Source organism: Afifella sp. YEN Y35 (genome assembly GCF_047553465.1).
In the GTDB taxonomy this organism is placed as follows: Bacteria; Pseudomonadota; Alphaproteobacteria; order Rhizobiales; family Afifellaceae; genus Afifella; species Afifella aestuarii.
Genome location: NZ_CP180203.1, coordinates 363,261 through 375,226 on the forward strand (window position 1 = coordinate 363,261; position 11,966 = coordinate 375,226).

Sequence of the window (11,966 nt, forward strand, 5' to 3'; positions counted from 1 at the left end):
TCATTTGGGGATCATGAAACGCGTCAAGAGGAAGAGAAGCGGGTAGGGGAGCGCGCGCAGGAATTTCATCGACAGCGCCATCTGCCAGGGGAAGACGATCTCGAAGCGCTTCTTCTCGAGTCCTGTGACGATGGCATCGACGGCGCGGTCGACCGGGATCAGGAACGGCATCGGGAAGCTGTTCTTTTCGGTGAGCGGCGTGTCGACGAAGCCCGGATTGATGACGGTGATCGCGACGCCCTTGTGCTTCAGTTCCGGCTGGAGCGATTCCGCCAGGGCGATCAGCCCCGCTTTGGTGGCGCTATAGGCGGCCGCGGTCGGCAGGCCGACATAGCCGGCGACAGAGGCGACGATCGCGACATGGCCGCGGCCGCGTTCCATGAAGCGCGGCAGAAGCGGCGCGAGCCCATGGACTGCGCCCATCAGATTGACGTCGACGGTCTGGCGGAATTCGTCGGCTGAGAAATTCTCCGCCTTGCGCTGCTTGTAGGTGCCGGCGTTCAGAACGGCGAGATCGAGGGGGCCGAGCGCTTCTTCGATCGCGGCGACGGCCTCGGCGGTCTTCTCCTTGTCGGTGACGTCGAGGGGGAAGGCGAGGATGTCGCCCTTCAGGCTCTCCGCCTCGGCGGCGAGCGCCTCCAGCTTGTCGGCGCTGCGGGCGCTGACGGCCACCTTCCAGCCTTCGCGCGCCAGCCGCAGCGCCAGGGCCCGGCCGATGCCGGTGCTCGCACCCGTGATCCAGGCCGTGCGCCTTGCATGCTGGCCTCGCGTCGATCCGATTTCCATGCGGTCTCCCTGTTATGCGGCTCGCCGACGCCGCGTCAGCCTTTGAAAGTGTCGCGGCGCGAGGCAAGGGCAATGGGAGGAGCGTGCGACGCTCCCGCACAGATTGCGGATCAGAGCAGCGCTTCGACCTTTTCTTCGAGCTCGTCCTCGGTCATCGGGCCGGGTTTCCAGGCGCGGACGATGCCCTCGCGGTCGAGGATGACGGAGGTTGGAACGGCGATGACGCGGTAGCGGCGCGAGGTGATTTCGAGCTCGTCGGAGAGGAGCGGGAAGCTCACGCCGATGCGCCTTTGCGCGTCGTGGATGACCTTCTGGCTCTGGCCGACATTGACGGCGAGGATTTCAAAGCCGTCCTTCTTCAGGCGCTGATAGACCTTGTCGTGCTCCGGCATTTCGCGCAGGCAGGGGCCGCATTCGGCGCGCCAGAAGTTCACCAGCACGACCTTGCCGCGGTAATCGGCGAGATCGACCGGCTGGCTGTCGTCGTTGAGCGCGGCGATCGCCGGGGCTTCCTGGCCGACTTCCGCCGTCTCGTCCTTCTTGTTGCAGCCGCAAAGGGCGACGGTCGTCGACAAGGCGAGGGCGGAGAGGAGCCGGATCATCACGCCACCTCGGAGGCACGGCGGACGCGGCGGCCGTGTTCGAACCAGATGGTGCGATCGGTGCGGCGGCCGAGTTCCGGATTGTGGGTGATGAGGACGATGACGCGGCCTTCACGGTGAAGCTCGGAGAAGAGCTCCATGACGAGGTGCTCGTTCTTGGCGTCGAGATTGCCGGTCGGCTCGTCGGCGAGGATCAGGGACGGCTCGTTGATGAGCGCGCGCGCGATGCAGACGCGCTGCTGTTCGCCGCCGGACAGCTGCGAGGGCAGGTGGTGGGCGCGGTCGGCGAGGCCGACACGTTCGAGTGCCCGCGTCGCCCCCTCTGGATCCACGACCGAATGGTAGTGCTGCGCCAGCATGACGTTTTCCTGAGCGTTGAGATACGGGATCAGGTGAAACTGCTGGAAGACGAGGCCGATGCGCTCGCGCCGCATCACCGCGCGCTCCTTCTCCGTGAAGGTGGACACGTCGATGCCGTCGAGGAGGTAGGAGCCCTCCGTCGGCGTGTCGAGGCAGGAGATGAGATTGAGGAAGGTCGTCTTGCCCGAACCCGACGGGCCCATGACGGAGACGAACTCGCCGGCGCGAATGGTGAGGTCGATGTGATCGAGCGCGGTGACCGTGCCGAAGCGTTTGGTCAGGCCGCGCGTCTCGATTACGGGACGGGCATGGCTTTCGGAGTTCGTCTCGAACTCCTCCAGCTCGTCGCTCGAAGCCTGGAGCATGGTCTACTCTCCCTTCAGCACTTGCGCAGGAACGATGCGGATCGCTCTGCGGATCGGGACGATGGCGGCGGCAAGCGCCGCAACAAGCGAAATGGCGAGCGTTGCCGGCACCACGATGGCGCGGAACGAGATCGCCGTCGAAAAGACCGCCTGACCGAGAAGCTGGGCGAGGCCGAAGCCGATGACGAGGCCGGCCGCGACGCCGATCAGGGACAGGGTGACGGTTTCGATCAGGAACTGGCGCATGATGGCGGAATCATCGGCGCCGAGCGCCTTCTGCAGACCGATCTCGCGCCGCCGTTCCACGATCATCGCGGTCAGGGTGGAATTCACGCAGACGGCGGTGATGACGAGAATGATGCCGGCGACGAAGGCCATCAGCACCTTGATCTTGTCGAGAAGCTCGCCGTCGGATTGCGACACCTGGCGGATGGGGCGGATGTCGAGGCCGGGGAAATCGGCTTCGACCGTGCTCGCCAGCCTATCGGCCTCCTCGCCCTCCGCCTGGATGCTCAGCATGGCGAGGTTGATGACGTTCGGCATGCCGAGGAGTTTCTGGGCGAGCGAACGGTTGACGAGGATCTGATCGTCCTCCGCTTCGCCGGTCTCCACGATGCCGCGCACGGTGAGCTCGGTCTTAAAGGAGCCGTCGTCGTTGGAGACCTCGATGGTATCGCCCGGGTGAAGGCCGAGACTTGCGGCGAGACGTTCGCCCAGCATGCAGCGGCGCTCGTCGAAATCGACGCCGATCCAATTGCCTTCGACCTGCCAGTAGGGCGAAATCTTCTGCGCGCCGGCAAAATCGAGGCCGGCGATGACGGCTTCGCGGTCCTCGACCCGGGCGACGCCGTAAAGGAAGGGCGAGGCGCCGACGAGCCGGTCGGCCGGGAGTTCGGCGATGAGCTTGCGGTAGGTCGCTTCGCTGAACGTCTTGTCGCCCTCCGCAGTGTCCGGCGCGACGATGAAGTTCGCGCCATAGGCTCTGAGCTCGCGGCTCATCTTGGCGGAGATATCGAAATAAAGGCTCGCGAGCGCCGCGATGACGGCCGCGCCGACGGCAATCGCCGTGACGGCGGCGAGAACGCGGCTGCGGCGCACCAGAAGCGCCCGCCAGAGAAGGCGCGCGCCCATGCCGCCACGGCGGACGGTGGTGGTTGGACGGTCAGCGGCGGCCATAAAGCGTCTCCACGGGAGCCAGAGCGGCAATGGTCCGCGAGGGCAGGACGGAGCCTGCGAGCGCGATCAGGATCGAAGCGATGACGACGACGAGGACGACGACACCGGGGAAGGTGATGGTGGCACCGAAGACGGTGAGGCCGATGATCTGCGAGAGGCCGGCACCGAGGGCGGCGCCGATCAGCCCGCCGATGATGCCGATGATGACGGCCTCGCCGAGAAAGAGCGACAGGATCGCCGTCTCCGATGCGCCGAGCGCCTTCATCAGGCCGATCTCGCGGCTGCGCTCCATGACGGAGGTGTTGAGGAGCGAGGAGATGGCCATCGCCGAGGAGGCGAAGGCGGCGAGCGCCACGACCGCCATCAGGAGCTGGATTTTGCCGATCACCACGCCTTCGCTGTCGGCGACCTGCCAGATGGGACGGGCCGAGGCGTCGGGCAGGGCCTCTTCGATCTGGTGGACGATGGCGCTCACATAGGCGCTGCAATACCAGGTGTCGTATTGCTGCGCGTCGAGCGAGGAGGGATCGCTCCGCGCCTGACGGGAGAGCGAGTTCTCCGGGATCGTCAGCGCGCTGACGCTGACCGAGCCGACCTTGCCGGCAAGGCCGGCTAGATCCTGGGCGAGAGCGAGCGGGGCGACGATGCCGCCGGCTTCTTCCTCGCTCGCCGCGACGATGCCGCTCACCGTGACGTTGCGGCTTTTGCCCTCGGCGGAGGTGAGCGTGAGCGTCGCGCCGGGCTTCAGACCTCGCCTGTCCGCGAGCGTTTCGCCGACGAGAACCTGATTGAGCGAATCCTCTTCTGGCCAGGTGCCCGTCACCTGCCAGAACGGATGGGTGACGGTGACGCCGGTGAAGAAATTGTCGAAGCCTTCGACCGGCATCAGCTTGTGAAAATAGGTGCCGATCAGGGGGACATGGTCGTCTTCGGCGCTGCTGAGCGTGACGGGCAAAGTGAGGAAGGGAGTGAGGCCGGTGATGTTGTTGCGCCAGAAGATGTCCTTGATCTTCGGCAGGTCGGCCTCGTTCAGATAATCACGGCCGCTCAGGGGGTTGTAATTGACGCCGCCGATCGTGAGCGGGATGGAATCGCTCTTCGGCACGACCTTGATGTTGGAGCCATAGGCCTTCATCTCGCGGGCCATCTTGTCGCCGACGTCGATCGACAGGCTCGCCAGCGCCGTCATCAGCGTGGTGGCGAGAACGATGGTGAAGATCGCCAGAAGCTTGCGGCGCCAGTCGCGGCGGAAGGATTGCTGGAGGAGGCGTGTGAACATGATCAGTCCTCCGGCTGCCAGCTGACGCGGGCAGGTGCGAGCGGTTCGTGGCTGTATTTCTCGGGCGCGTCGCGGAAAGCGTCGTAGGATTCCTCGCCGGTGAAATAATAGGTCCGGCCTTCGAATTCGAAGCTGAAGGGGGCGTCGGTGTTGACGAGGGTCTCGCCGGTGACGGGATCGGTCACATCGGTGGAGACGACCTCGGAGAAGAAGCGCGCGCCTTTTTCGAGCTCCAGCTGTGCGATGACGATGTCGCCGTTCGCTTCCTCATGCTTCAGCGGGATCGGATTGCAGCCGCCGGCCTTGCCGATCGAGGGCACGAAGATGCGCACGTTGCAGGCGATGCAGATGATTTCGTTGCCGCGCTGGATATAGCCTTTGTCGCCACAGATCATGCAGGCATCGTAGACCACGCCGATGGCGACATGCTCTGCGTCAAAGCGGTTGATGAGGAAGAACCGCACGCGGTGGCCGTCGCTGGAGACGTAGGCGAAACGGTGCAGCGTGCCGTCCTTCACCTGATCGACCGGGATGCGGACAGAGCCCTCATCGTCGACGGTGACGGGCGTCGCCTCCGAAAGGCGGGGCGGCTGCGAGGCGTAAAGGTCGTAATAGAGCATCGAGGCGACGATGAAGGTCATCGCCGCGGCCAGTCCGCGGAACCAGCGCCGCTCGCCGAGCGCAAACGCCTTCAGCTTGCGCCGCTCGGTGCGCGCCTGGCCAGCGAGATCGTCGCTCAGCGTGGCGGGGCGCGGCGCGCGCAGGAGGAAGACGGCTCCGAGGACGAGGGCCAGGACGAGTTCGGCGTAAACGGCGGCTTCAGCGTAATAATCGGCCTTGGCGACGAGCGAGACGCGGGCCGACGTGACCTGCAGCCAACCGACCTGCAGAAGCCCCAGCATGACATCGCCGCCCCAGACCGCCGCCTCGATGAGGACGGCGAGAACGAGGAGGCCGAGGCCGATGAGCGGCGTGCGGCTCGCGGCATGGCTGACGGCGGCGGCGAGGGCGCCGAGGGCGGCCGCCGCGATGGTCACCGCAAGGACGTTGAGGATGAGCTCGGTGTTGAGGACGCTCGTCGCGGTCAAGGCATGGGTGGTGGTGTCGTCGGCGAAGACGAGCGCCGCCTGTGCCGTCAGGATCGCGACGAGAAGCGCGAAGATCGGCAGCGCGACGAAGCGCGCCGCCGAAAAGCGCAGGGCGAAGGGGGCGGAAAGAAGAGCCAGGAGGGCGGCGGCCAGACACGCGCCCTCCATGACCATCTTCGCTTCCGTCAACGCCGCCGCGCCGTCCGCCCAGAAAAAGGCGAAAGCGCCGATCGCAATTCCTGCGATCAGCGCCGGCACGGCGATGAAGGTGAGGTGACGACGCAGCCTTTCTTCTGCGGCGAGTGTCGTTCGTGCCGCTTTCAGAAGAAGGCCCGCATAAAGCGCCGCTATGAACGTGGCGGGCCCGAAGGCGCGAAACATATCGGCGAGATAAAAACTCACGTCATCCCTCACTCACGCCCCAGGCTCCGCTTCGAAAAGCGGAGCCTGACACGTGTCATGTCGTTGTTTGCTTAGTCCTTGAGCGGGACGAAGCTGAATTCGTATTCGACGTCGAGCGGCTCGAACCAGCGGCCGACGCCCGTATCCTCGTCGGTGTGCCGGCCGAAGCCCTGCCGCGACGGCGGATCGATGTGATAGCTGAGACGGTAATTGCCGGGGCCCGACATCTTGATGTTGGAGCCGTAATGCGGCCCGTCGATGGCCACCATCGGCATCAGGTTGCCGCTCGTCACCTTGCCGGTGTCGAGGTTCTCAAGCGTATAGCCGATGGTGAGGTAGGGAATCCACTCGCCGGCACCGAAACCGTTCGGGTTGCCCTGCGTGGCGTGGATGTCGGCCTCGATATGAATGTCCGCCTGATCGGCCGGAAGGTCGATGCCGCGCGGCTCCATGTCGATCGGCGAGAGATAGACGGCCGCGATCTCCATGTTGGCCATCTCTTTGGCCTCGCCGGCCGGATATTCCTTGAATTCGGCATGGGCGGCGCTGGCCATGCCGGCGGCGAAAACCACCGCAGTCAATAACTTGGTACATCTTGCAATCATCGCCAATTCTCCTGTCTGGCGGGTGAGAAGCTTGGTCGTCGTCAGGCGGACGAATGTCCGCGCTCGGCGCCGCGGCGGAGGTCAGCCGGCATGGGCGGGCCTCCCGGAGCGGCGGACGAGGGGGATGGCCAGAAGCGCAAGCGCAATCAGCAAAAGCTGGGGCGCGAGCGTCTGGACGTAGGGGAAGATGCCGAGGAGCGGGACTTGCGGCACCCAGGCGATGAGCGTCGGCTCCAGAACCTTGCCTTCGATCAGCTCCATGACGCCTTTGCCGGCGAAGACGAAGGCGAGGTAGTAGAGGAGCGCGCTGGTGAAGATGAAGAAGGGCCGGATCGGCAGCTTCAGGGCGCCGTAGCTCATGGCGAAATAGATGATCGCGAGCAGGCCGAGGCCGATGATGAAGCCGGCGAGGATCGACGAGCCGCCGCTCGCATCGGCGCCGACGGCGAGTGCCTTGTAGAAGAGGACGGTTTCCGCACCCTCGCGGTAGACCGCGAGGAAGCCCGCGAGCCAGAGCGCCGTCAGGGAACCGGTCGACAGGGAATCGCCGATCTTGCCCTTGAGATAGGCGGTCCACTTCTGCGCTTCGGCCTTGGAGATGAGCCAGTAGCTCATGGTGAAGAGGACGACGGTCGCAATCAGCATCGTCGCGCCTTCGAGGATCTCCTGCTGCGAGGCGGCGATGTCGAAGACCCATTGCACGAGGATGGCGGTCGCGACGCTGAGGACGAGGGCGACGACGACGGAATTGTAGACGACGCGCTTCTTCTCGCGGTGGCCGATCTTTTCCAGATAGGTGAGCATGGCCGTGACCACGAGCATCGCCTCGAAGCCTTCGCGCAGGATGATGGTGAGCGAATAGACGAAGAGCGTCCACGGGGAATCGGCGGTGCCGCCGCCGAGCTGTTCCGCGGCAGTCGCGAAATCGGTGTTTGCCGTGGCGAGGTCTTCTTCGAGCGCTGCCGGTTCGAGGCCGCCGCGCATGGCGCCGACGAGCTTGGTGAAATGGCCTTCGAGCTTCGTCTTGAACGCCGTGTCGCGGGCGCCGATCGCAGCTTCCATGCCGCTGCCTTCGAAGACGTCGAAATAGGTGTCCTGAACCTCGCCGATCGCCTTGCGGGTGTCGCCGGCGCGGTAGGTTTCGATCGCTGCCGCGAGCCGCTCGTCGATGGTGCCGATGACGCTCTGCCAGTCCTTGGAATTTGCGGACGAGGCGGCCGTCGCGCGGTTTTCCATGCCGGGCAGGAGAGGCAGGCCCGGAAGGTCGTCTTCGATGTCGGCGACGAGAATGTCGCCCGAGGCGCGCACCATGCGCGCCGGCTTACCGTCTTCGACGAGGCCGAGGATGCGGGTGAATTCGGCGTTGAACTCGGCGTCCTGGCGCTGCGAGACGTGACGGCGGATGACGGTTTCGAGGAGGGAATTCTTGTAGCCTTCGAACTGCGCCTGGGTGATCAGCGCCTTGGCCTTGTCGGCATTGCCGTTTTCATAGGCGCCGGCCGCGTCCGACATCAGCTTGCCGACATGATCGACCGCCTGCTGCCAGTAGGGTTCGACCGTCTTGGGTGCGGCGTCTGCCGGGGGATTTGCGGAGGCGTCGGCCGTGGTTGCGGCATGGCCCGTCTCCGCCTTGATGTGCACGCCCTCTTCGAGCTGCGGCACGAGCTCTTCGAGAGCCGCGATCTGGGCTTCGATGCGCTCGCGCACCGTGGCTGCCGGGACGCCGTCGATGATCGCCTTGCGAATGTCGCCGAATTCCGCCTCCAGCTCGTAGCTGCGCCTGGCCGAGATGTTGATGCGGATGGGGCCTTCAAGATTTTCGAAGATTTCGAAGTAAGAACCCTGGACGAGATCTTTGGCGGTGTCCGCATCGCCGGCGTCATAGCTGTCGGCAGCTTTCGCCAGGCGCTCTTCAATCTTGCTCACCAGGCCGCGATAGTCGGGTTCGGCGGCATAAGACGGCGCGGCAAAGAAGGCCGCGAGCAGAAGCACAACCAGGAGCGCCGGCCAGGCAAAAGACGAAAGCGGGGGGCGTGCCTTCATCTTTCGCCTGCCGGCGTCGGGAAACGCACTGCGATCGGGTGCGACAGCCGCAAGCGGCAGGGGTTGCGTTTCCGACAGCATTTAAGACCTCGTCCAAAGAACAGTTTGGGGTTAGCTCTTCTTGACTTTTAGAGTCAACATTGATTTGCAGCGACCAAATGTCCGTCGCGCAAGACGTCGCGATGGTGGGAGACAGCGGAGGGCCGCAGGCCTATGAACGACAAGAACAAAGTGATCCGGCCGACGGACGACGAGGCACGGAGCCTCGCCAAGCGGCTCATCCGTATGGCCCGTTTCGGCGCGTTGGCGACGCTCGAGGCGGAAAGCGGTCACCCTCTTGCCACCCGCACGGCGCTTGCTACCGATATGGATGGTACACCGATCATTCTGATCTCGGAACTCTCCGCGCATCGCCAGGCGCTCATGTCAGATCCGCGCTGCTCGCTGATGGTGGGCGAAGCCGGGCGGGGCGACCCTTTGGCGCATCCCAGGCTGACCATGATGGGCAAGGCGCGGCGGGTCGATGCGGACGATCCGGCGCATCCGCGGCTTAAGCGCCGCTATCTCGCGCGCCAGCCGAAGGCGCAGCTTTACGTGGATTTCGCCGATTTCGCCTTCTTCCGCATCGAGCCGGAGCGGGCGAGCCTCAACGGCGGCTTCGGCAAGGCGTTTCTGCTCGACCGCGCGGATTTCGTGCTGCCGGCGGACCTCGTTCAGGAGCTGGAGCCGGTCGAGTATGGGGCCGTCAAGCATATGAACGAGGATCACCGCGAGGCGATCGGGCTTTACGCGACGGTTCTGTGCAAAGGCAAAGCCCCGGCCGATGAATGGTGGATGGCTTCTCTCGATCCGGAAGGGGCCGATCTCGTCTCCGGCGATCTCGTGGAGCGGCTCGTCTTTCCGGAGAGACTTGCGTCCCCACAGGATTTGCAGCCGATGCTGGTGCGGCTTGCGAAAGAAGCGCGGGCGCGGCAGCCGGCGGCCTGAGGAGAGCGCCGCCGGGGAGCGGGGCGAGGGGGCGCCGCCGCGAAACGTCTCAGTGGCAGGCGGCGCAGCGCCCCTTGATTTCCAAAGTGGTGCGGGTCGGAATGAAATCGTGCTCGCGGCTCCAGGCGGCGAGCCGGCTCTGCAGGACCGGGTCGCAGAATTCCTCCACCCGGCCGCAGGCTTCGCAGATGGCGAAGGCGACGGTTTCGCCGCCATGCTCGGCCGCATGCGAACAGGCGACGAAGGCGTTCAGCGATTCGATGCGGTGGACGAGCTTGTGCTCGGTCAGCTTGTCGAGGGCGCGATAGACCTGGAGCGGGGCCCGCAGGCCCTCGGGACGCAATTCGTCGAGGATCTGATAGGCGCTGAGCGGGCTCTTGGCGTGGGTCAGAACCGACATCACCAGCGACTGGTTTTTGGTCAGGGCGGGCGTTTCATGCATTGTCTCACTCCGTTCCCGTGACTTCTTCGGCCTGGCTGCGCTCCGGCTCGACCATCTTCCATGTGAGGCTTGCCAGGAACAGGATCAATGCGGCGACGACGATCGAGGGGCCGGAGGGGGTGTCGAATTCGAGGGACCCGAAGAGGCCGCCCGAGGCTGCGAGCGCGCCGACGATCGCCGCAATCACCGCCATCCGCTCCGGCGTCGAGGCAAAGCGGCGCGCCGTTGCCGCCGGAATGATGAGGAGCGAGGTGATGAGGAGGACGCCGACGATCTTCATGGCGCCGGCGATGACGGCCGCCATCAAGAGCATGAAGACGAGGCGGGCCCGCTCGGTCGCCAGGCCTTCGGCGACGGCGATTTCCGGGGAGATCGTGCCGGCGAGAAGCGGGCGCCAGATGGCGACGAGAATGGCGAGGACCACGGCGCCGACGCCGTAGATGAGCATCACGTCGGTGCGCGAAACGGCAAGGATGTCGCCAAAAAGGTAGCTCATCAGATCGATGCGGATCCAGGTCATGAAGGCGATCAGCACGAGACCCAAAGCGAGCGTCGAATGGGCGAGGATGCCGAGAAGCGCATCGGCGGGGAGCGAGCGGTTGCGCGACAGGGCCACGAGGCCGAGCGAGGCGGAGGTCGCGACGGCGAAGACGCCGAAGGTCAGGTTGATGTCGAAGAGAAAGGCGATGGCGACGCCGAGAAGCGCCGAATGGGCCATGGTGTCGCCGAAATAGGCCATGCGCCGCCAGACGACGAAGCAGCCGAGCGGTCCGGCGACGAGCGCAACGCCGATGCCGGCGAGAAGGGCGCGGACGAAGAAATCATCAAGCATGGCGGTGGCCTCCCTCCGTGCCGGTGCGGACCGGCCGAGAGAGAGTGTTTTCTTCCACATCGTCGCTGTTGGCCGACAGGGGGGCGGCAGCGTCGTGAGTGTGGGCGTGATGGTGGCGGTAGATCGCGAGCGTTTCGGAGGCGCGCGGCCCGAAAAGACGCTGATAGGCTTCGCTCGCGGCCACCTGTTCCGGCGGACCCGAGCAGCAGACATGGCCGTTCAGGCACAGAACCCTGTCCGTCTGCGCCATGACGATGTGGAGGTCGTGGGAAATCAGCAGGATTCCGCAATCGAGCCGGTCGCGGATCTGGCCGATCAGATCGTAAATCGCGATCTCGCCGGTGAAATCGACGCCCTGAACCGGCTCGTCGAAGACGAGGAGGTCGGGCTTGCGAATGAGCGCGCGGGCGATCAGGACACGCTGGAATTCCCCGCCGGAGAGCTGCTGCAGGGCGGCGCCAGCGAGATGCGCCACGCCGGTTTCGGCGAGGGCTGCGGTGATCGCATCGGCCGGAAAACGGGCGGTCAAAGCCATGAACCGGCTGACCGACAAGGGCATGGTGCGGTCGATCGTCAATTGCTGCGGCACATAGCCGACCGTCAGCTTCGGGGCGCGGCGGATCTCGCCTTCGTCAGGCGCGATGACGCCGAGGAGCGATTTTGCCGTGGTGCTCTTGCCGCTGCCGTTCGGGCCGATGAGCGTGACGATTTCGCCGCGACGGATGGAGAGATCGACGCCGCGCACCAACCATTTGCGGCCCCTGCGCACGCCGAGACCTTCGATCTCGACGAGAAGGTCGGCGTCCTTTCCGTTTTTTTCGCTGCGCATCATCGTCTCCGGTTGCCGCGCTCTATGGCCCATGTTATAGGGTTACGCAAGATATGTAATGTAATAACATATCTAACTTGTGCAATTCAGAGGTCGATTTCATGCGCAAAAGGCATCCTCTTGCATCCCTCGCTCAGGGGCTTGCGGCAGGGCTCGTTCTATCCTGGGGC

At 65.0% G+C, this 11,966-nt stretch carries 12 protein-coding genes; 1 reads left to right on the top strand and 11 read right to left on the bottom strand.

Going from position 1 to position 11,966, the window contains the following annotated elements:
* The 8 genes from ACK8CP_RS01740 to ACK8CP_RS01775 form a co-directional block, all read right to left on the bottom strand.
* Positions 1-786, bottom strand: a complete 786-nt coding sequence (locus ACK8CP_RS01740) for an SDR family NAD(P)-dependent oxidoreductase (RefSeq protein WP_414833147.1) — start codon at positions 784-786, stop codon at positions 1-3.
* 110 nt (positions 787-896) lie between these two features.
* Entirely contained in the window at positions 897-1,388 is a 492-nt protein-coding gene (locus tag ACK8CP_RS01745) for a TlpA family protein disulfide reductase (protein ID WP_414833148.1), read from the bottom strand.
* Positions 1,388-2,113 (bottom strand): ABC transporter ATP-binding protein, encoded by a 726-nt coding sequence (locus ACK8CP_RS01750; protein WP_234628627.1) that lies wholly within the window; start codon positions 2,111-2,113, stop codon positions 1,388-1,390. Before ACK8CP_RS01750 ends, ACK8CP_RS01745 begins: the two co-directional genes overlap by 1 nt.
* A gap of 3 nt (positions 2,114-2,116) precedes the next feature.
* Complete coding sequence (locus ACK8CP_RS01755) at positions 2,117-3,289, bottom strand: ABC transporter permease (RefSeq protein ID WP_234628626.1); 1,173 nt, start codon at positions 3,287-3,289, stop codon at positions 2,117-2,119.
* On the bottom strand, positions 3,276-4,568 hold the full coding sequence (locus ACK8CP_RS01760; RefSeq protein WP_414833149.1) for an ABC transporter permease: 1,293 nt from the start codon (positions 4,566-4,568) through the stop codon (positions 3,276-3,278). Before ACK8CP_RS01760 ends, ACK8CP_RS01755 begins: the two co-directional genes overlap by 14 nt.
* Before the next feature lie 2 nt (positions 4,569-4,570).
* Complete coding sequence (locus tag ACK8CP_RS01765; protein WP_414833150.1) at positions 4,571-6,058, bottom strand: Fe-S-containing protein; 1,488 nt, start codon at positions 6,056-6,058, stop codon at positions 4,571-4,573.
* A 71-nt stretch (positions 6,059-6,129) separates the two neighbouring features.
* Complete coding sequence (locus tag ACK8CP_RS01770) at positions 6,130-6,663, bottom strand: iron transporter (RefSeq protein WP_234628623.1); 534 nt, start codon at positions 6,661-6,663, stop codon at positions 6,130-6,132.
* Positions 6,664-6,744: 81 nt separating this feature from the next.
* Complete coding sequence (locus ACK8CP_RS01775) at positions 6,745-8,706, bottom strand: FTR1 family iron permease (protein WP_414833151.1); 1,962 nt, start codon at positions 8,704-8,706, stop codon at positions 6,745-6,747.
* A 213-nt stretch (positions 8,707-8,919) separates the two neighbouring features.
* Here ACK8CP_RS01775 and ACK8CP_RS01780 point away from each other — a divergent pair, with 213 nt between their 5' ends.
* Complete coding sequence (locus tag ACK8CP_RS01780) at positions 8,920-9,693, top strand: HugZ family protein (RefSeq protein ID WP_414833152.1); 774 nt, start codon at positions 8,920-8,922, stop codon at positions 9,691-9,693.
* Between the two features lie 49 nt (positions 9,694-9,742).
* On the opposite strand, the gene ACK8CP_RS01785 is transcribed toward ACK8CP_RS01780, so the two are convergent.
* From ACK8CP_RS01785 to ACK8CP_RS01795, 3 genes are read right to left on the bottom strand one after another with little or no spacing between them, the layout of a single operon-like run.
* Positions 9,743-10,135, bottom strand: coding sequence for a Fur family transcriptional regulator (locus tag ACK8CP_RS01785; RefSeq protein ID WP_414833153.1), 393 nt, complete (start codon positions 10,133-10,135; stop codon positions 9,743-9,745).
* A gap of 4 nt (positions 10,136-10,139) precedes the next feature.
* Complete coding sequence (gene znuB, locus ACK8CP_RS01790) at positions 10,140-10,967, bottom strand: zinc ABC transporter permease subunit ZnuB (RefSeq protein WP_234628619.1); 828 nt, start codon at positions 10,965-10,967, stop codon at positions 10,140-10,142.
* Positions 10,960-11,799, bottom strand: a complete 840-nt coding sequence (locus ACK8CP_RS01795) for an ATP-binding cassette domain-containing protein (protein WP_414833154.1) — start codon at positions 11,797-11,799, stop codon at positions 10,960-10,962. Before ACK8CP_RS01795 ends, znuB begins: the two co-directional genes overlap by 8 nt.
* Between the last annotated feature and the right edge of the window lie 167 nt (positions 11,800-11,966).